Raw genomic sequence first — 20,296 nt, 5'->3', positions numbered from 1 at the left:
ACTAGCCATAGCACATGACTATAACCACAGCAAAACGCCCGCAAAGCGTTACGCACAGAGCGGGCGTCCTGACAGAAGAAGGATATAGCCGGCACTAGGCCTCAGCCAGCGCCTCCACAGGCGGCGTTGATACTGCCCTGCGGGCCGGAAGTACACTCGCAAGGAGTGCTGCAGCAGCTGATATCACAAGGACGAGAGCATCCATGCCCCAGCTGACAGGATACTCCATCCTTCCTATGCCGCTGAACACCATATAGGATCCCAGCCATCCGAAAAGCGTCCCCAGGACGATGCCGAGGAGCCCTCCGACCAGCGCCAGCAGAAGCGCCTCAAAGGCAAGGGATGCCCGCAGCTGCCCGCGGGTCATGCCGATTGCCCTCAGCGTTGCTGATTCCCGCGTACGTTCAATAACCGACAGGCTCAGGGTATTTGCTACGCCAATCAGCGCAATAAGCACGGCAACTGCCAGCAGCCCGACAAGAAGGAGCATCAGCTGGTTGATGCGCCTCTCCCAGTCCTGCCGTTTGGCAGCAGTCCCCATAACATTGACCATACCGGTATCGCTCAGGATATCCTTAACGCTGCTGATAGTTTCCGAAGCATCACCGTGAGCAGTATCAAGGGAAGCAAGGACCATGTATCCGCCTGCATCTGCTTTCAGCGCGCCGCCTGTGAAATAGCTGATATCCACGAAACCGACCGCTGCATACATCGGATTGACCCGCTGAAATCGCGTACTGGTTGCCGACAGCGTTACAGTATTCCCCTTTGCAGACGCAGCAGGGCTGCCAGCAGAACCTTCTGAGCCTCCGTCCGTATCATTTTCCTGGGTAAACTGCACTGTATCAGTTTTCCACCCTTTATCCGTCAGGCTGCTGGGCAGGAGCATAGTCTTTTTAGTGACAGCATTGTCGGGAAGGTCTGCACGCATAACAGACCTCAGCTCCTGCGTGCCGTTGACCCCGATAAGCTGGATATACGCCTTATGTCCGGCACTGTCACGTACCGTACCGGTAACTGTAGGCGCAAGGACTGCTTTCTTCACACCCTTGACGGATGCGATCTTTTTTACTGTCCCTTTATCGATCCCATTGCCGGAAACCGTCATATCAATGCTGTACCTGTCCTCGAGGCTGTTGCCCAGCGTAGCCTTGGCGCTTGCCGCGCCGGTGGAGATAGTCGCCACAAGCGTGATCCCTATAAGGAGGGCTGTGCCTGTAGCCGCAACGCGCCTGGGATTCTTCTGGATATTCCCATGGGCAACAGCACCTGAGGGGCCCATTAGCGACACCAGGTATCCCGCACCTTTCATCACTGCGGGAAGCCAGAATACTGCAGTAATGATCAGTCCGACAAAAACGAGCATGCAGCCGGCCATAGCGGCAAGGATCATATACTGCGCTGTCTCGCTTCCTGAAGCGCCTGAAGAATCGACCCGCTGCTTTATTACGGCAGCTATAGCTGATACTGCTATGCCGCCAAGAACCATAAGGATGCCGAGTACGGCACGCACTGCGCTGGATTTCTTAGTTTTAAGTGTATCTATCGGCCTGAGGGCTTCAAGCGGGGTTACCCGCGTTGCGGAATAGGCTGACCCCAGTGCAGCGAATACTGTTATAATTGCACCAAAAATAACCGGCACCGCTGCAGCTGTCCAACTGAAAATGAAGCGGACCGGGCTTCCTGCTGACATCCCCCGCAAAGCCCCGGATGTGCTCAGCCCGCCCATAACAGCGATACTCAGCAGGACACCGCAGCAGGATGCCAGCAGCCCCAGGATAAAGGCTTCTGCAATCACCGACCGGTACAGCTGGCCTCTGCGCGCGCCAACTGTCCGCAATATAGCCAGAGTGCGCCGCCGCTGCGCAACAAGGACCTGGAACGTATTGGCAATAACAAGCGCTGCGACGAACATGGCGAGCACACCAAACACCAGAAGAAACGTAGTGATGATCTTCGATGACACAGAATTATTGTTCAGCGATTCCTTTTCTGCCTGGGCACGGGATTTTATGCTGACATATTTAGGCAGGAGCCTGCTGATCTTTTCAACAGTTTCCTGTTCCCTGTCCGGGCTGATATTGAGAAAAACACCGCTGAACTGCTGCTCATCCAGACTGGTATTCCCATCCATCTGCATGACGGTATTGGCGGAGAGCAGCGCGCAGCCGCCCATCTGGGAGAATAAATGCTCAGGGTCATCTGTGAGGCCCGTCACGGTAACGGTATACCCATCGGCCGTACCTTCCGCTACAGAAGGGCTGCTTTCCCTGCCGGAAGCACCGCCAGACTTCAGCGTCACTGTATCACCGATCTTCACATTCAGGCGCGATGCAAGGTTCGCGGGAAGGGCGGTCTGGTTATTGCCGTCAGGCGCTTTCCCCCGGATAATGTCCAACGGCTGGCGCGCTGTGCCCCATGGGTTCTGCAGGAATACAACTGTACCTGTTTTCCCGTTATGGGATACTGCTGCAGAACCGCCTACAATGGTAGCAACGCCCGTGACCCCCTCCATTTTCCTGATCTCATCCAGATGGATATCTGACATCGTGTATTTAGGGGACTTTGCCACCTCAGTAGAAGAATAGTCAACAGAATAGTTACTGTTCCCAAAACCCGCCGTATCATGCCGGACAACGGCATCCTGAAGCGAATTGCCAAAAAGGAATGTACTGGCTATGAACGCCGTCCCAATCATAATGGCGATACCTGCCGGGATAAGCATTTTCATGCTTTTCTTCATCAATTGGAATGTTAGTGACCACATAATAGTTCCCTTTACAGTTTTACAGTTGTTCCTTTACATCTTCCGCAGCCCCGCCCAGCTCCGAACAGGCCATTGCCGTACCGCTTTGCCGGTCAGGCTACTGCGCCAGGCGTGCAGCAGCTGCTTTCTCCTGCTCGCGTACCAGGAGTGCATTCATCATTTCGGCATTCGGATCAGCCACATCGGCGACGATCTGTCCGTCAGCAAAGACTATTGCCCTATCCGCATAGGAGGCAGCCACAGCATCATGGGTCACCATGACGATGGTCTGGCCAAGGTCACTAACAGACTTGCGCAGGAAACCAAGCACTTCCGCGCTGGATACCGTATCAAGGTTTCCTGTAGGCTCATCAGCAAACACAACTTCCGGCTTCGTGATCAGCGCACGGGCAATAGCCACACGCTGCTGCTGCCCGCCGGAAAGCTCCGAAGGCCTGTGGCCCAGCCGGCCTTCCAGCCCTAAAGTCCTTACCAGCGTAGTGAACCATTCTTTATCAGCTTTCCTGCCTGCAAGCGTCAACGGCATAAGGATATTATTTTCTGCTGTGAACATGGGCAGCAGATTGAAACTCTGGAAAATGAAACCTATCTTGTTGCGGCGCAGAAGGGTAAGCTGCTTATCATTCATTGCCGTGATCTCATTGCCGTTAAGGCAGACCCGGCCGGAAGTCACACTGTCCAGGCCGGCAAGCGTATGAAGCATGGTTGATTTCCCGGAGCCTGAAGGCCCCATGATCACGGTAAACTTGCCGCCCTCAATATCAATAGTGACATCGCGAAGGGCATGGACAGCACTGCTGCCCTCACCGTAATCCTTGACGAGATGCTGTGCGGAAATTGCAGACATCATTTTCTCCTTATCAGTATTCCACTATTTACGAGTATGTATTTTATGAGTATGTACTCTTTAATTTTCAAATTTTAGATATTTTCAGGCCCCCGGCCTGCCGGCGATCAGGTGTGCTGTCCGGCCAGATAACGGGGCGCTCACCGGGCCTTCCCCCTGCTGTCTTTTACTCCTCCAAAACGCCTGTCCCTGCTGGCATACCGTTCAATCGAACGCCATAACACCTCGCGGCCGCATTCCGGCCACAGCTCCGGGACAAAATCCAGTTCAGCGTAAGCGGCCTCCCACGGAAGGAAATTGCTTGTACGCTGCTCGCCCGAAGTCCTGATCACCAGATCGCAGTCAGGGATGTCAGGGTTATACAGGTGCTCAGCAACCATCTTCTCTGTGATACGTCCGCCTTTGATTTTCCCCTCAGCTGCGAGACGCGTCAGTTCGGCGGCAGCATCAGCGATCTCCGCACGCCCTCCGTAATTGATGCAGAATACTACATCAATAACCGTGTTATCTTGCGTACGCTCCATAGCGGCCTCAAGCTCATCGATAACAGATTTCCACAATTTCGGGCGCCTGCCTGACCAGCGGACACGCACCCCCCAATCATCCATCTGCGCCACCCGGCGATGGATAATATCGCGCGAAAAACCCATAAGGAAGCGGACCTCGGCAGGCGAGCGTTTCCAGTTTTCTGTCGAGAATGTGTACAGGCTCAGATACCGGACACCAGCCTCTATCGCACCGGCAATGGTATCAAATACGACTGGTTCGGCTGCTTTATGGCCTTCAGTACGGGCAAGCCCGCGCTGCTGCGCCCAGCGTCCATTGCCGTCCATGATCACGCCTACGTGGCGCGGTACTCTGGTATGCTCACGGGCAAAGTCCGGTATCCGCGAAGGGTTGGAAAACGGCGCATCCGGAATACTCAGCGATGTGTAATCAACATCCCCAAAACTCATATTTATGAATGTATCAGGCGCATGGAGCGGATGGGACGTTCAAGATAATATTGCGACCATTCCTCCACTATTGACCTCACCTGTGCATCAGGGGGGCTGCTTTCGCCGCAGGCATCATTATCCCGGTTACCATGGCTGTGCCGGACAGAAGATACATCATGCACATATTGGCCATGCTCTGCGGGCCCTTCCGCGGATGGCTCCTCCAAAGCCTTCCAGTCGCCTGCAGCCAACGCTTTCAGCTGATCCAGGGCATCACGCGAAATCTTCCTGGCTTTAGGTATGCGGTCCGTTGGGCACATAACACCCCCGGATTCAACCGAAAAATAACGCAGATCCGTCTGCCTGCCGCAGACCACACATGCATCCAGACGCGGCGTCCACCCCGCAAGGCTGAGTGCCCTGAGGACATATGAGGCTTCTATGAATTCAGGCTTATGCTTCCGTGCAGCAAGCGATGCAAGGGCACCCGCAAGCAGCCGATACTGCATCGTATGGGAAATACTGGTTTCGCGCAGATCAGAAACTGCCTTGTCTGCAGTCTCAACAATAACATTCGCCGACAGGTAAGTGTCATAATCCGAGATGATTTCAGGAGCATACGCACTAATGACTACTGCCTGCGAAACTGTATCAAGCTCGCGGCGGCCCTGGGCGATAAGCAGGTCATCGCGCATAAATGGTTCAAGCCTTGAACCGAAACGAGATTTTGTACGTCTGACGCCGCGGGCTACTGCGCGGATCTTGCCATGGCTGGCCGTAAGGATAGTAACGATTCGGTCTGCCTCGCCGAGCTTGATAGTGCGCAGGACAATACCCTGATCCCTGTATGCAGGCATACGCACCCCCTTTTTTCAAGCTCGCAGTCTTATCCTTACCGGTACCTCACGCTGCACAATATCAAGTATGCCGCAGAATACCTATGTATGCCGGCTTTCCCTGCCGCATTATGCTATAACACTTCAGACGGGATATCACCCTTCCTCGCAGGGAAGCAGAATCCTCATCCTGTCTCTGCCTGTCCGGGCTTTTCCCTACTGTTCCCTATCCCCGGAACTGTCCGGAGCTGTATTGAGGGAATTCGATACGGAAAGGAAAGGCAGGACCTGCGGAGCGAAAGTACCGGTATCGTTTGCCTGGGACGACGCCTGGGACTGAGTGTCCTCACCTGTATCAGCTTCCCCGGCATTGCCCCCGTTTCCATTATCCTCTTCGGTATTGCCCTCAGGATGGCCCGCGCCCGAACCATCCGAAAGCGGAAGATCGGTGATCAGCTCCGTTTCTTCGCCTGGACCCGCCTTATGCTGTGTATCGGTACCTCTCTGCGGGCTGCTCGAGGGGGCAAAAGATACCGGCATCGCGCCCTCATACGGATGCAGTGTTTCAGGGGCGGCGCCGTCGGAAACTGCTGGAGCGGGGCTGTCTGCCGAATGACCTGAATCTGTAGTGCTGCCGGAAACCTCCGCCTGTCCCTGCGCCTGGTGCGCAGCAAAAACTGATTCTTCCAAAGAAGCGACATCTTCATACTGGGCATTCTGCCCGCGGGCTTCATACGGACGGAGGGCATCCCCGTCAGCTGCACTGCCGCCCAGCGCCTCCTTAACATCAACACCTTCAAAATTGCGGAAAGACACGATACGCGAAACCACCTGGGAAATGCGGTTAACATACATATCAACCTGGCCTTCATCATAGCCTCTGTCCCCTTTGCGCTGCGTAAACAGGATCGTAGACACATAACGCGGGGTAAAATCCTCGTCCGAATCAAAATTACTGGAACTGACCGCCTGCGGGTACTCAATGCCAAGCTCATCACAAATGCGCGTGACAGCATTGACCACAAAGCTGTCAACCTGTTTACGGTCATAGGACGGTTCTTTGCCGTGCCCGTCAGCGAAACGGTACCCATTACCAGCATTCGCACGCGGCATCAGGGTCTGAGCAAGCTGGACTGTTTTCGTCCGCCAGGCAACACGGCCTTCACTGGAAATCTCATATGACGTCTGCTTATCCACAGCCGCCTGTTCAAGGCGCAGAAGAGCACGGTCTACTGCCTCAATATCATACCCGCCGCGGACCAGGGTAAAAAGGACATTCTGAATATCTTCCTGATTAAGCTGCGGCTGGGCCGCATCATACAGCTGATGCGCCCGATCCAAAAACTCGTCAACCTGATCAATGTCATAGCCCCACTTATTCCTGTCGGCTAATGGAAGCCGATTCCCTCTCGCCTGTTCCTCACCAGTCATTCAAGCCTCCCGACCCGATAAACAATAAACAGAGTTACGCATTCTAAATAAGAATATCCGATACTTAGCCTACAAATTTTTCAGGAACCGCACCGGGATTCCTCAATTTATACACGGAACAACCACGAAACCCCGCCGGGAGGCTTGTCGGGGAGCCTGCTGGTGCCATTACCTCTCAATACCTGAGACCTGTCCAGCTTCCTGTCCGCCGTCATTAACTACCGGCCAGCCGTCTGCCCTGCCTATCACATCGTCACCGTCACCGTCACACTTGTCCCCTCCATTTCATCGTCACATCCGTCTTTTATATCTCCTATATCTCCGCCCTCCTCACCCATTTCTCCCGTCGCCTTCATTTGCTCTACCGCCCCCATATCATCCTTCTCCCTCCTTCTCACCAATCCGCTTCTTCCGTTTCTTCTGTCCTCTTAATATCTCATTCGTCTCCTCAACCTGCACAAAGCGTGTCGCATATGGACATCGTCTGTGTAGTGCGATAGACTTTCCTGAGTCGGGCGATTAGCTCAGCTGGCTAGAGCGCCACCTTTACACGGTGGATGTCGGGGGTTCGAGTCCCTCATCGCCCACGTTCTTCTAGATCTTTTATCTTCATCTTTTTCTTTTGACCCGTTTTATTCTCCACTCCCTATTCCCTGATTTTTCTGCGCTTCCGTCCAAATATGAAAAACAGCTCACTTATCGAATCCTCCCTCACCCCTTCCTTCTTCTCTCCCCTCCTCCCCCCCCCCATCCCGCTCATCCCCTCCTCATCCTGCTCACCCAACTCGAAGAAGCAAATACCTCTTCCTGTGAACAATGCCAAATACCATTTCATATCGCTGAGTTGGGTGAGCCGTATCCCGGCCGGGTGCACAATGCTGGATACACTAGTGAGCCAACTGTACGATCTAAATGCGCGACCTGCTGAACCACAATTATCCGAAGCAGCCGGTTGTGGTGGGGGATTTACCTGTTTTGGGGCACACTTGGAGCGCACAAACAATCCGGCCACCGATCGGTCGGGCGACCGAACCCGCCTCCAACGCCTGAAAACATTGGGTTGTATTAGCGGAGCTCCGCGGCGGATTCGAACCGTCGACCTGCTGATTACAAATCAGAAGGATTGAGTTCAGGAAATCTCAGGGTCGGCCCTGCTGGAGGGAGGAGAACATACGGACCACTTGTACTATGGAGAATCATCTCGTAGACGATCCACATTACTGCCAATCCGTTAAAATCCGCGATCCCTTAGCGATGTGTCTAGTTGACGGGTTTATGTTTTAATAGTCGAAATCCCTTAACAGCAATGCCAATTTAACAGTTTTGCGCGGTCAACGGCCGAAGCTCACCCAACTTGAAGTTATGTTTCCGAAAAATGAGTATACAGGCTGAAGCCGTATTCGTATTTTCGTGTTGGGTGAGCCGGCCCGCACATAGAGGGCAGCCAGACGCGCTGCATACAACACGCGATACAACACGCGCAACATACGTAATCCGCCATAACACAGCCCTCCCTCGCACCCCGCCCCCAGTTTTGTCAGGTAGTGAACAAGAGGGAAGAAATCCCCAGGGTTAACAGGGTTAACGAATTAGAAAGTTAATGGGATCAATGGATTAAACGGTTAATGGACCAACACAGATTAGAGATTGATGGATTAAACGATTACATGGATCAACGGGTCAATGGACCAACAGATCAAAGGGCTAAATTAAGGGGACTGGAAAATCAGAGAGCTGACAGGGGAAGGAAGCAAAGGGCTAATGGATTAGAAGGCTAGCGCGGATGCTTAGAATGCTAGCGCTGGTGGAAGATTAGAAGATCAACAGATCAAAAAGTTGACAGATTAAAGGCTAAAGAATCAAAGAACCAAAATGACCAAAAGCTTTAAAGGTTGAAGGATGAAAAAGTTAAAGGGTTAGAAGATCAACAGATCAAAGAACTGAAACCAAATAGCTGAGGGGCCAACGGATCAAAAGAAACGAAGTACAGGGACAGAACACGAAGGTACCTGCCGGCCACCGGCTAAGATGCCTACCGCCCTCGGCCAAATGCCCGAAGCTGGATACCGTTCCAGTCAGGGCTCAGCGTGACTGGTGTCCCCGCATTCATCCCGGCAGTCTTGGCTGCGTTCTGGACTGTATTAGCGCTGGTAGCACCCTCACGTCCCGGCTTAGGTGTGATGATCCAAAATAGCCCGTCACCAGCAATCAGCCCGCCCGCATCCATGATCGTATCGGAGAGCTCGTCCTCTTCATCACCGTCACGCCACCACACGATGACGCCGTCAACGGCCGAATCATACTCCTCATCAACGAGGTCTTCTCCTGTCAGAGCCTCAATAGAATCACGGATATGGCCGTCAACATCATCATCCCACAGCCATTCCTGGACAATATCCCCCGGCTGGAATCCTAATTCACTTGCAGCGTTATCGGTGTTAGTTGTATTGGACACAGGCTCAGCATATCAGAAATAATGGAAAATGGCCTGAGGACGGGCATATATCCCGCCCCTTCCGTCACTTTGCCGCCTGGCACGTCTCAAGCGAACCGCCTTTGCCTGAACCAATAGCCACAAGCGCCTTGTACGCTTCTTCAAGGTTAGAGACCGCGACCACTCTCAGCCCTTGGGGGACATTGCCGACAACCTGCCGGCAATTGCTTTTGGGGGCTATAAACCATGCAGCACCATCGCGCAAGGCGCCGACCATTTTCAGCTGTATCCCGCCAATAGCGCCTATCGTGCCGTCCTTTTCCATAGTCCCCGTACCGGCAATGACCTTGCCGCCAGTCTCATCTTCGGGGGTCAGCTTCGAAATGGCGCCGAGCGTATACATCATCCCGGCCGAAGGGCCGCCAATATTATCAACATTCATTGTGACCTTCAGGCCTGAAACGTCCACACCTCTTTTTCTCAGGAAAGATAGGGCCTGATTCTGGGCGGAATCCTGAGCCTGATCCATCTGCTCGCTGGATTCTTTCCGATACTCTTCCGGCGTCTGATTGGCAGGATACTCAACTTCCTGCGGGACAACGATAGTATGCCTGGAGAACCACGCCCACAAGACCTGCGCATTCGTTGCCGGATACCCCGGGACGCCTGTAGCACTGACCGTTGTCAGGAGGAGTTTCCCTTTGCTCCGGTAGGTTTTGCCGCCTGATATGGAAATCATATCTTTAGCATTTTTAGCCTTGGATACTTTCCCAAGGACATTGCCTGTCGGTCCCGGGAATTCAATGGTGTAAGCAGAACAGGGCAGGAACAGGAGAGCCATACAGGCCAGCACTGTGACCATGCCGATATAGTAACGCCATCGGGGAGCAAAATGACGAGGCGCGTGCGGAACGGCAGGATGGGCCTGCGGTGCCCGGGATCTGTCTGTTTCTGTTTGATCTGTCATATCCCCCATAGTATATCCGGATATCCCGAAAGCTGAAACAGCTATATTGGCTGGATTGTCCAGATTATTCTCAGGAATAAAAAATATTCTTAAAAGTTGATACACTTAGACTCAAGATTTAGGATAATAGGGTAAAGTGGCGGTCTGATACACAGATGCCAAATGGTACAGGTCCGGTAATATCTGTCCGGCAGGCAGCTTTACAGATATTGCGGACGCTCAAAGACCCTGATCCTACGGAGATAACGGCAACGGAATAACACTAGCTAAGGAACGGATGTCATGTCAGAAGATGAACTGCACCAATGGATGATCGACTCCTTCGGCCCCTATCAGGGCGAGATGGCGTGGCAGCAGCTTTCCCAGCTGCCCCCTGAGATCCGCGAGCAGATCATCAATACCCCTGGAGGCCTGCCCGATCCCAAGGAGGTCCATTCCCTTATGGATGCGTTCAGTACGAGCGGCCTGGGATCCGCGCAGGATATAAACCAGCTGCTCAACAGCGGTCCGATCAACATTAAACTGGCGACATCTATTGCGCACAATACCGCCCGGGAAAACGAAAAAATCCATGTGATCAGTGCGGTTTCCGGCCAGCAGGTAAGGTCTGCGGCGTCGGAAGCAAACCTGTGGCTGGATTCTGTCACGGATTTTGACCCGCCTGAGGGCACCCTGGATGTCCTCACATGCGATGAATGGGTAGGCAAAGCCATGCCTAAATGGACTCACTTTGCCGCCCCTGTTGCCGAATCTATGAATAAGGCTATGGCTGCAGTATTTTCCGAACGGCTGGGTGGCGAGATAGACGGGCAGATCGCAGGGGTTTTCGCCGGACCTGTCCCTATGCCGCTTCCTGATGACCTCAAAGATCCGGGCAAGCTGATTACTATTTTAGGCAATACATCATATGCAATGCAGATAGGGCAGGCAGGCGGACGGCTGGCGCGCAATATCTGCGGAGGCTTCGACCAGGGGATCGCGCTCCTCGATAATCCTGCCGGGACCCTCATTCCTGAAAATATTGAGAGATACGCTGACGAACTTAAGCTCAGCTATAACGAAGTCCTGGCCTACCTTGCGCTTGTTGAAGAAGCCCACGCCCGCCTGTTCGCCAACGTCCCATGGCTGATGCCGCAGTTCGATGCACTGATCGACAAGTATGCACGCGGTATCACCATTGATCTGGATGCTATGGAAGAGCAGCTGCGTGAGGTACAGGAGGTCAACCCTGATTCTATCGCAGGCGCAGTGGATCTGAGCAAAGTTGGCATGAGCGATACTCCCGAACAGCGCGAGGCCCTGCATAGCCTTGAGAATCTCCTCGCATTTGTTGAAGGGTGGGTGGATTGCATCGTCTGGCGTGCAGGAATGGCGCATATCCCCCATATTGACCAGCTGCGCGAAATGCAGCGCCGCGAACGCGCCGCCGGAGGGCCGTCCCAGGAAACGTTTGAGACCCTGCTGGGGCTTGAGCTGCGGCCTAAAAAGATGCGCGAGGCCGCAGAGCTCTGGGAAACCATCACGCTGGCAGAAGAGGCATCAGGAAGGGACAGGCACTGGTCGCATCCGGATATGCTGCCGACGATGCCTGACGACGCCCTTGCAGCTTTATCTGAGAAGTCATCGGCAGATTCGAAGAAATTCAATGATGACCTTATGGAACTTTTGGACAGCAGCCCTTCTGACACGCCGGATACATCGAACACATTGGATGCGCAGGATAACACTGCCGGCACCGCAGATGATGCTGATACAGGGTCCGGCAGGGGCGCCGGCCGCCCTTCCCCGGATAGCAACTCTGCAGCGCCTGAGCCTGATAGTCCCGGTTCACCGAATACATCCAGCCCGGCACGGGACAGCCAGGATCCCCCTGCTTCTCAGGAAGGGATAGCTCTGCCGGATAAAGAAGGGGATAATGGTATCCCATACACGGAATACCCGGATGGGGGTCTGGGGAATGAAGGCCCGAAGGATAAAGGTCCAGGGGATAAAGGCCTGGGGCAGATAGATCTGAACGGGCCGATCGACTGGGATAAGGAGCTTGAACAGCTTCTTGACAGTGAAGGCAGCGGCTCTGAAAAGGATGGGCCTGATGGTTCCAGCAGTTCCGGTGGTTCCGGCGATCTTGACAATTCCGGTGAGCCTGACGACCCTAATGGCCCTGATGATCCCAGCGGTTCCAGCGGCCCTGGCAGCTCTACTGATCCCGGCAATCCTCACGGATCTGGAACACAGGGTCCCGCCTCCAGTCCTGACAGTACACAGGGGTAAGAAGGGATAGCCTCCCATCGGAACAGCCGGCACAGGCCAGGAGGGACCATTTCATACCTGTTCGTGTGCCTGTGCAGGCCCATTCACGTCAGGAACCGGCTGGGCCGCCGCTCAGCGCTGTACCGTGACGCAGCAACATCATCTTTATGGACAGCACGTGCATAAGATATTTCCAGCTCATCTTCTGCACGGGTAATGCCCACATAGAGGAGCCGGCGTTCTTCTTCAAGGTTCCCATCTTCCTGGTTTGACGAAAAAGGGATCAGCCCTTCGCTGCATCCCATAATAAACACATGTTTCCACTCAAGCCCTTTGGCAGCATGGATGGTCGACAGGCTCACCTGCCCTACTGTGCCGTCAGAGTTCATAAGGGAGTCATGGGAAGCATTGCTTGTCCATCCGGATTCTGTACGCACACGGTACGCTATCTTTTCCTCGTTAAGGAGGCGCGCAAGCAGGATTCCCTGGCTGTTGATACGCATAAGCACGGCAATATCTTCTGCCCGCACCCCATGGCTTATCCGGTCCTTGATCTTGCTGACGATCCCGCGGGCTTCATCGCGGTCGTCCCCATACACACGCCGGGAAACACGCTTGCCTGTTTCCCGCGCAGAAGCCAGCTGCAGGTAAGTATCACGCATTGGAGAATGCTTAAGTATCTTATTGGCCTCTTTTACAATATTCTGAGTAGACCTGTAGTCTGTGGCAAGTTCGATGTCAGCGGCCAGGCCGCCGAATTCCCGGGCGAAACCCGTAAGATAGTAACTGGTTGCGCCGGCAAACGAATAGATCGTCTGTGCCGGGTCCCCCACCACACAGATATTACGGTTATCACCAAGCCACAGCTCCGTCAGCCGATGCTGCAGAGGCGAAACGTCCTGGTATTCATCGACTGTCAGCCACCCGATACCGCCGCGTACTGTGCGCGCCTGCTCAGCATCTTCATCGAGGATATGGCACAGCATAAGCAGGATATCGTTAAAATCGATCTCATTGCGGAAAGCCTTCTCCTCTTCGTAGCACTCCATAACCCGTTTCATAACAGGCGGATCCAGCCCCAGTGGCGGAGTCCGGCCTGATACCTGGCATGCCGAACCGTAATCAGACGGCGCAACCATACTTACCTTTGCCCAGTCTATTTCCGCCTGAGCGTCACTGACCTCTATATCCTGGTAAACATCAGTGCCGGTGGCACGGGCAAGCGCCCTGAACACAAGGTCCTTGGTATTCTCACAGACCTGCGGGAAGGGGGAATCGCTCAGGCTGTGCCACACACTTCGCAGCTGCCGCAAAGCAGCCGAATGGAAAGTAGCAGCATGCACCCCCTGCACCCCAAGCTGTGCCAGCCTTCCCTGCATTTCCTGGGCAGCTTTTGTGGAAAACGTAACAGCAAGCACTTTCTTGGGATCCCACTGCATGCTTCCCCGGCTGCTTTCGCATGCATACGCTATGCGGCGCATGATCGTGCGCGTTTTCCCCGCCCCGGCACCGGCTATGATACGCACCGGCCCCTCGGACGCGAGCGCAGCAGACCTCTGCATCTCATCAAGGCCAGCCAGGATATCGTTTTTCATAGTTCCATTGTGACAGACATAAGGACGTAATAAAATGGGGTATGTTATCCACAGTGATCCACATTCAGGTAACTTCATCCGAGTATCCCCCATGTATTAAGGTTAAAGTGTGAGCCAACGTTCCAGCTTCGAAATTGCAGCACTTGCATCCGCTGCTATGCCCACATTGACTGTGGCAACAACACGCCGCTCAGAACAGTTCGTCTTAAGCGGCGATAAAGACGATATTACAACTGCTGTTGTGGCCGATACGGCAGGCGAGGAGTATGACGCCAGCATCTGCGACACAGCTGACGGCAAAGAGCGCCTCAAAGCCCGGGCACGGGCTGCTTATGTGCTTGACAATACCCACGAACCGTCAGCGCTCGGCTTCCAGCTTGACCAGCTGAAAGTCTTCGTTCCGGGGGACGACCCTACCGATGCCACCGGGAATACAGCCGTCCTTATTACACCGCATATCAACGGTGATGCTTTTCAGCTGTCAGGCCTGACTGAGGCCCAGTGCGCGGCAGCCGGCACTTCAATTGGCGCAATACACCGCCTGCGCGGGAAATTTATTGTTAATGCCCACTACCCTGCCCATGCCTCTGCGCAGATACATCAGCAGCTCGAACAGTGGATCACCAGCCTGAAGGCAGCAGGGCATATCCCCGGGGAGATCCTTAAAAACTGGACTTCGATCATTTCCAATGAGAACCTGTGGAATTTCCGCTCCTGCCCGGTCCACGGGGGTTTCAGCGACGGGGATATCCTTTTTACCAGTACAGGCGTTTCAGGCATCCGCCACTGGGAGGATATGCAGATCAACGATCCCGCACGGGATCTGGCATGGATATTTACTGAGCTTGACCCCACGCGCCGCAATTCCGTAATCGCAGCATACGCGCGCATCATGGGCAAGCGTATGGATGATATGATCATGCTGCGTGCCGGACTGTGGGTACAGATGTCCCAGGTAGGCGATTTTATCAGGGCCCTGGAACGCGCAGATACCCAGAAAATCATGCGCTTCAAGTCCCAGGTGGAATCTCTGGCGCATGAGATATCCCTGCTCAACCCTTCAGGTTCTTCCCCATCCGCAGACCCTTCTACCCTCACCGTAGGCGACCTGCTCAGCTCGTCAGGAGTGAAAGCAGGGGCACGCAGCCAGCCTCACCGTACCAATCCAGGAGCCCCGCACGGTCCTTCAGACAAGGGATCCAGCCCTGACCGCGGCAGTGCGCCCATGCAGGAAGATACCCGCCTTGGCAAGGAAAGCCCTCTTCCGGAGGCTTCCAGCCGGCACGGATACTCCCGCTTTGTTGCAGATTCAGGGATACGCACCCCCGCCGGCAGCAGCTTTGATCCCGGGGATGGCGGCAGGGGCTCCGAAAGCCCTCTCGCCGATGACAGCAGCGACAGCACAGCAGCAGGGCTGTCCGCTTCACCTTCACGCGGCACTCCGCACAGCTCAATCACTTTGGGCAGAGATGGGAATAGAAACGGGCAGCCTCCTGCGCCTAAAGGCCTGCAGCACCACCAGGTTGCGTGGAATTCGATACCTGAAGATTCACAGGGCTTCCGTTTCACCACGTCGGATGATACGCCTGCAGCCGACGGCGGGAATGGCCACGTGGAACAGCTGTTTTCCTCCTCAGCAGATGATGAAGAAACAGCAGCTATACCGCATATTGGCAAGATCCAGGAAGGCCTTGAAAATCATAGTGCGCCGCGGGACCCTGACGACACCGGGGAACAGGAGATCTTTAATGCACGGCTTCTGCAGGAAGCTTCCGTACAAGAGCCTGATACCGCTAACGATGCTATCAAAGCTACTGGCGACAGCAGTACCGTTGCCGGCAACGACGATACCGGTAACAGCAATACCGCCGACAGTAGCGGCGGCATTTTCCAGATAGATGACAGCCCTGACGGCATTGCCACAGAAACCTTTATCGCCCAGCATATGCAGGAGAGCCCGGCAGACGGTGAGGATACCCGTCAGGGGAAGCGCTCTGCTGAAGACGGGATGAGCCGCTGAACGGGAGGGGTACCCGCGAAGGAAACTCTATCATGGGGAACAATCCTGCGGAGGGGAATACCCGAAGAACACCTGATGCAAGGGCCGCAGATTTTTCTTCCAGATGAAGTCCCCTATGAAAGCTGTCCCATTCGCTGCATGCAGCTAGTATATAGTAAAGTAACACATCATAATACGTATACACACGGGATCCGCTGTGCGTGCAGTATATCCCGTAAAACAGCTAAGGAGAATCATGAACGTTGAAATCGGCATTATGAATGTAGACCGTCCGGTATCCTTCGATACCGATGCAAGTGCAGAGGATGTATCAAAGAAAATCACCGCAACCAACATCCACGGCGGGATGGTTGAGCTTGAGGACTCAAAAGGCCGCACAATAATCATCCCTGCCCACTCGATCGGCTACGTTATTATCGGTTCGGAAACAATCCATCCGGTAGGGTTCGGGGCACTCAGCTAAAACCCTTTATGACTGCACAGACAGGGAGGATAAAGAAGATCAGGAGAGGATAAAGAAGGCCGGCAAATGCACTGATCATATCAGGCTGCCGGCCTTCTTTTGGTATAGCCTATCCCTGCCTGGCCATTGCTGCAAAGAATTCTGTTATTTGGGCAGCTGTACCGTAAGATGCCTGCGCACCAAGCCCCGTTGCCGCGTAAGCCGCAACATAGGAAGCCAGCCACGCGCTGTCGGCAAGGGTGAGCCGGGCGGACAGCCCGGCAAGTATAGTTCCCATAAATGAATCCCCGCAGCCGGTAGTATCGACCGCAGAAACCTTTACAGCGGGGATATATTCTGCCTTTCCCGGCTCAAAAGCTATCGCCCCATGGCTTCCAAGCGTAACGATGGCCCTGGTATAGCCGAACTTTTCCAGGGCTGCAGCAACAGACCGCCAGTAAGGGCTCTGCGGGGAAAGGTCGTCCTCGTTAATGTCAAGCCCGAGGAGCTGAGCCATCTCATGCTCATTAACCAGAAGGATATCCGTATTATCAACCAGTTCCTGGGGAAGCTCTGCAACGAAAGGCGAATCGTTAAGAAGGACAGGCACCCCGTTCCCATGGCATATCTGTGCGCTGCGGATCACCGCATCTATAGGGCTTTCCAGGCACAGGCCCAAAACAGCGGTATTATCCAGGGCGTCCCGGTTCTTTTCCACATAATCCGCTGATACGTGGGCATTGGATCCTGAAGAATACACAATAGTATTCTCGCCCTTAGCGTCTACGGTAATCACCGTTGAGCCGCTCGGCCCGTCGAACCGTTCCACCTTGCTTACATCAACATGGGCATCGCTTAACTGCGACAGCAGGAAACTGCCATTATCGTCGGTACCGACCATGCCCAGCATCGTTACTGCAGCACCGGCCTTGCCCGCTGAGGCAGCCTGGTTGGCAGACTTGCCGCCGGGAAGTATCCGCAGGGGGCCGGCGCTGACCGTTTCCCCGGGTTTGGGAAGCCGTTCAGTCTCAACGGTATAGTCCACATTCGCAGACCCCATAACGCATACGCCTGCACTGCCCTCTTCAATGCGGGCAAACAAAGCTTTCAGCCTGTCAACATCCTGTTGTGAAACCATATGATGATCCTTATCTTTAAAAAGGTACTCCACATTGAAATATAACATTTGCAAACGATGTCGTTTCACCGGTCCTGATAACAAACCTGGCATCCCTGAGGCTGTCTTTGAACCCTGCCGCCCCATTATGCGGGATATACGATACAGGGATGTCAAAACGCTCCCTGATCCATTTTTCAGGCAGCCCATCCCTGGCCTCCTGCGCTATAACAGCGTTTTCAAGCACCAGCTGGCTTTTAAGCGCGTCAAGGACCTGTTCAAAACGCGGGACACCAAAAACCACCGCAAGATCAATGACTTCTATCCCCTGCTGCACGGGCAGGCCGCAGTCGCTGACCACAAAACGGTCCTTGTGCCGGAGCCCCGCCAGCGCCTCAGCAAGCCGGGCATTCAAAATCCCTTTTTTCAGCATATATTTCCCCCTTACTGGCCAATATACTTATTCAATAGTTAAGTTACTGCTGTTACACAGCTTCGACGGAGGGCACAGGCAGCCCCGGGCGGCTTTCAGGACGCACCGGTACCGGTATCAGAGAGAAATACCACCTTGGGGGCTGCCTCCGCCCCGCTTCAGCCGGCGCAGTATGCGCTGGCCGCAGCTGTTTTTATTTGAAATCAGCCACGTTCTCTTTTGTTACTGTTTTCACTGCTATTGACTGTATCTTTTCAACTTTCTTATTCCGGATAAGGTCATATGCAGCACGCACGGCTTTCCTTCCCAGCTCTTTCGGCTGCTGTGCAATAGTCCCCAGCATGGTACCGCTTTCAACAGCCTTCAGGCCGTCAGCAGTCCCGTCGAAGCCAAAGACCTGCACATCCTTCCCGGCTTTGGAACCCAGAGCCTGGATGGCGCCCAGCGCCATCTCGTCATTTTCAGCGTAAACCGCTGTAGCGTCGGGGTTTGACTGCATGAGGTTAGAAGTAACATTCAAGGCTTCTGTACGGTCAAAGTTTGCGGTCTGCTCCGCAACGACTTTAATATCAGGATACTTCCTGATCTCGTCCTTGAACCCCTTGCCGCGGTCACGGGTCGAGGCTGCCCCCGGCGTGCCCTGGAGGATGATGACCTTGCCTTTCTTACCCATACCTTCAGCAAGTTTCCGTGCTGCCTGTGCGCCGCCCGCAACATTGTCCGATGCGATATGGGCGTTGACTTCCTCACCGGTGACCGAACGGTCCACACTGACAACCGGGATACTGGAACCGCGGAGCGTAGCCACGGCAGGGGCAGCGGCATCAGAATCAACAGGATTGATGATCACCGCCCTGACACCCTGCGACTGGGCGTTCTGCGCCTGGTTCTGCTGTGTTGCAGAATCGTTCTGCGCATCGGAGACCTGCAGGTCAACCCCCAGCTTTTTCGCTTCTTCCTGCGCGCCGTCCCTCAAATCAACGAAGAACGGATTGTTCAGCGTAGAAACGAGAAGCGTGACTTTGTCCTTCCCTCCGGAAGACCCCTGCGAGCACCCCGAAAGGCCGAACATGAGGCCTGCTGTGCATGCAACTGCCAGCGCAGCAGTAGCTATTTTCTTAATGTGCTTGTTAATCATTGTTTTTCCTTTCCTATATGCGATTAACGGCATATTAATGACGTATGGTATGAAGTATGGATTGTTTTTCGCCTCCAGGCTACCCTGTCAGTGGGTATCCTGCTTGCGCCGCAAGGTATCGATACTCACCGCAAGCGCAATGACAAGGCCGATAACAACCTGCTGCCAGAACGACGATACGTTGAGGATATTAAGGCCGTTGCGGATCAGCGCCAGAAGGATCGCACCGACGAAAGTCCCCGATATCTTGCCTTTGCCGCCGGAAAGCGATGCGCCGCCAATCACAACGGCAGCAATAGCATCCATTTCATATCCCTGTGCCGCCTGAGGCTGTGCAGAATGGAGCCTTCCTGCAATGACCAGGCCCGCAACAGCAGCGAAAACACCTGAAAGGACAAATACCATGATCTGCGTCCCGTGGATCTTGATACCAGACAGCCGCGAAGCTTCCATATTGCCGCCTACAGCGTAAACGGAGCGTCCGGCACTCATATAATTCAGGATGATTGATGCGATAAGCCCCATAATGACCATCATGACGATAGGCACAGGGATCCCCCAGTATGTAGCGCCGAAGAAATTGATCACGGCATTCCTGCTGGTGGATACCGGACGCCCGTCCGAAACGACCAGGGTAAGCCCTCTAGCAACAGACATTGCTGCCAGGGTCGCAATGAACGACGGAAGCCTGAGGAAAGCATTTGCAATTCCGGAGAGCGCACCGAACAGCCCGCCGACTACGATCCCTATAATAACCGTAAGCCATGCAGGCACACCCATCATTGCGCCGGTGTAGGCGGCGATCATACTTGAGAACGCTGCAACAGCGCCGACCGACAGGTCAATGCCGGCAGCAATAATAACGAAAGTCTCGCCAAAGGCCAGTATCGCTATCGTTGATGCCTGGATACCTACATTGAGCAGGTTGGTAGCAGTTAAAAATGAAGGGGCGATAAAGCTCAGGACAATACCCAGAAGCAGCAGCCCGACAAGGGCACCGTTGCGTCCGACAAAACGCTTTACTGCATTGACGGCATTGCTTCCACCTGTGCGTGCCGTATCTGTTTGGGAAGAAGACATT

At 54.2% G+C, this 20,296-nt stretch carries 17 protein-coding genes and 1 tRNA gene; 4 read left to right on the top strand and 14 right to left on the bottom strand.

What is annotated here, in order from left to right:
- Positions 1 to 94: 94 nt before the first annotated feature.
- The 6 genes from HMPREF9156_RS0101035 to HMPREF9156_RS07310 form a co-directional block, all read right to left on the bottom strand.
- Positions 95 to 2,767, bottom strand: a complete 2,673-nt coding sequence (locus HMPREF9156_RS0101035; RefSeq protein ID WP_007148079.1) for an ABC transporter permease — start codon at positions 2,765 to 2,767, stop codon at positions 95 to 97.
- Positions 2,768 to 2,864: 97 nt separating this feature from the next.
- Entirely contained in the window at positions 2,865 to 3,614 is a 750-nt protein-coding gene (locus HMPREF9156_RS0101030) for an ABC transporter ATP-binding protein (RefSeq protein WP_007148078.1), read from the bottom strand.
- A gap of 140 nt (positions 3,615 to 3,754) precedes the next feature.
- Complete coding sequence (locus HMPREF9156_RS0101025; RefSeq protein ID WP_007148077.1) at positions 3,755 to 4,570, bottom strand: isoprenyl transferase; 816 nt, start codon at positions 4,568 to 4,570, stop codon at positions 3,755 to 3,757.
- A 2-nt stretch (positions 4,571 to 4,572) separates the two neighbouring features.
- Entirely contained in the window at positions 4,573 to 5,409 is an 837-nt protein-coding gene (gene recO / locus HMPREF9156_RS0101020; protein ID WP_007148076.1) for a DNA repair protein RecO, read from the bottom strand.
- Between the two features lie 195 nt (positions 5,410 to 5,604).
- The gene (locus tag HMPREF9156_RS0101015; RefSeq protein WP_007148075.1) at positions 5,605 to 6,819 is read right to left on the bottom strand and encodes a DivIVA domain-containing protein; all 1,215 of its coding nucleotides are present in this window, start codon (positions 6,817 to 6,819) and stop codon (positions 5,605 to 5,607) included.
- A 245-nt stretch (positions 6,820 to 7,064) separates the two neighbouring features.
- Positions 7,065 to 7,193: a hypothetical protein gene (locus tag HMPREF9156_RS07310; RefSeq protein WP_007148074.1), complete on the bottom strand. Its 129-nt coding sequence runs from the start codon at positions 7,191 to 7,193 to the stop codon at positions 7,065 to 7,067.
- Positions 7,194 to 7,332: 139 nt separating this feature from the next.
- Here HMPREF9156_RS07310 and HMPREF9156_RS0101000 point away from each other — a divergent pair.
- A tRNA-Val gene (locus tag HMPREF9156_RS0101000) sits at positions 7,333 to 7,406 on the top strand.
- A gap of 59 nt (positions 7,407 to 7,465) precedes the next feature.
- Here the strand turns inward: HMPREF9156_RS0101000 and HMPREF9156_RS0100995 are convergent.
- From HMPREF9156_RS0100995 to HMPREF9156_RS0100980, 3 genes are all read right to left on the bottom strand, one after another.
- Positions 7,466 to 7,654: a hypothetical protein gene (locus HMPREF9156_RS0100995; RefSeq protein ID WP_155998886.1), complete on the bottom strand. Its 189-nt coding sequence runs from the start codon at positions 7,652 to 7,654 to the stop codon at positions 7,466 to 7,468.
- A gap of 1,197 nt (positions 7,655 to 8,851) precedes the next feature.
- Positions 8,852 to 9,274 (bottom strand): DUF3052 domain-containing protein, encoded by a 423-nt coding sequence (locus tag HMPREF9156_RS0100985; RefSeq protein ID WP_007148073.1) that lies wholly within the window; start codon positions 9,272 to 9,274, stop codon positions 8,852 to 8,854.
- Positions 9,275 to 9,338: 64 nt separating this feature from the next.
- Positions 9,339 to 10,229: a YlbL family protein gene (locus tag HMPREF9156_RS0100980; protein WP_007148072.1), complete on the bottom strand. Its 891-nt coding sequence runs from the start codon at positions 10,227 to 10,229 to the stop codon at positions 9,339 to 9,341.
- Positions 10,230 to 10,502: 273 nt separating this feature from the next.
- Here HMPREF9156_RS0100980 and HMPREF9156_RS0100975 point away from each other — a divergent pair, with 273 nt between their 5' ends.
- Positions 10,503 to 12,491: a zinc-dependent metalloprotease gene (locus HMPREF9156_RS0100975; RefSeq protein ID WP_007148071.1), complete on the top strand. Its 1,989-nt coding sequence runs from the start codon at positions 10,503 to 10,505 to the stop codon at positions 12,489 to 12,491.
- A gap of 83 nt (positions 12,492 to 12,574) precedes the next feature.
- Here HMPREF9156_RS0100975 and HMPREF9156_RS0100970 read toward each other — a convergent pair whose 3' ends face one another.
- Positions 12,575 to 14,065: an ATP-dependent helicase gene (locus tag HMPREF9156_RS0100970; protein WP_017147362.1), complete on the bottom strand. Its 1,491-nt coding sequence runs from the start codon at positions 14,063 to 14,065 to the stop codon at positions 12,575 to 12,577.
- Positions 14,066 to 14,174: 109 nt separating this feature from the next.
- Here HMPREF9156_RS0100970 and HMPREF9156_RS0100965 point away from each other — a divergent pair, with 109 nt between their 5' ends.
- Together HMPREF9156_RS0100965 and HMPREF9156_RS0100960 are read left to right on the top strand one after the other, a co-directional pair.
- Positions 14,175 to 16,085: a phosphotransferase gene (locus tag HMPREF9156_RS0100965; RefSeq protein ID WP_007148069.1), complete on the top strand. Its 1,911-nt coding sequence runs from the start codon at positions 14,175 to 14,177 to the stop codon at positions 16,083 to 16,085.
- Positions 16,086 to 16,320: 235 nt separating this feature from the next.
- Positions 16,321 to 16,548 carry a DUF3107 domain-containing protein gene (locus HMPREF9156_RS0100960; RefSeq protein WP_007148068.1) on the top strand — a complete coding sequence of 76 codons (228 nt, stop codon included), beginning with the start codon at positions 16,321 to 16,323 and terminating at the stop codon, positions 16,546 to 16,548.
- A 109-nt stretch (positions 16,549 to 16,657) separates the two neighbouring features.
- Here the strand turns inward: HMPREF9156_RS0100960 and HMPREF9156_RS0100955 are convergent, their stop codons facing one another.
- The 4 genes from HMPREF9156_RS0100955 to HMPREF9156_RS0100940 form a co-directional block, all read right to left on the bottom strand.
- Positions 16,658 to 17,665: a ribokinase gene (locus tag HMPREF9156_RS0100955; RefSeq protein ID WP_007148067.1), complete on the bottom strand. Its 1,008-nt coding sequence runs from the start codon at positions 17,663 to 17,665 to the stop codon at positions 16,658 to 16,660.
- Positions 17,666 to 17,681: 16 nt separating this feature from the next.
- Positions 17,682 to 18,077, bottom strand: coding sequence for a D-ribose pyranase (rbsD, locus tag HMPREF9156_RS0100950; protein ID WP_007148066.1), 396 nt, complete (start codon positions 18,075 to 18,077; stop codon positions 17,682 to 17,684).
- Positions 18,078 to 18,270: 193 nt separating this feature from the next.
- Positions 18,271 to 19,215 (bottom strand): D-ribose ABC transporter substrate-binding protein, encoded by a 945-nt coding sequence (locus HMPREF9156_RS0100945; RefSeq protein ID WP_007148065.1) that lies wholly within the window; start codon positions 19,213 to 19,215, stop codon positions 18,271 to 18,273.
- Between the two features lie 87 nt (positions 19,216 to 19,302).
- Positions 19,303 to 20,295, bottom strand: coding sequence for an ABC transporter permease (locus tag HMPREF9156_RS0100940; protein ID WP_007148064.1), 993 nt, complete (start codon positions 20,293 to 20,295; stop codon positions 19,303 to 19,305).
- Between the last annotated feature and the right edge of the window lies 1 nt (position 20,296).

The sequence above is a fragment of the Scardovia wiggsiae F0424 genome, assembly GCF_000269605.1.
GTDB lineage: Bacteria > Actinomycetota > Actinomycetes > Actinomycetales > Bifidobacteriaceae > Scardovia > Scardovia wiggsiae.
This window is presented reverse-complemented; position numbering and strand designations above follow the sequence as displayed.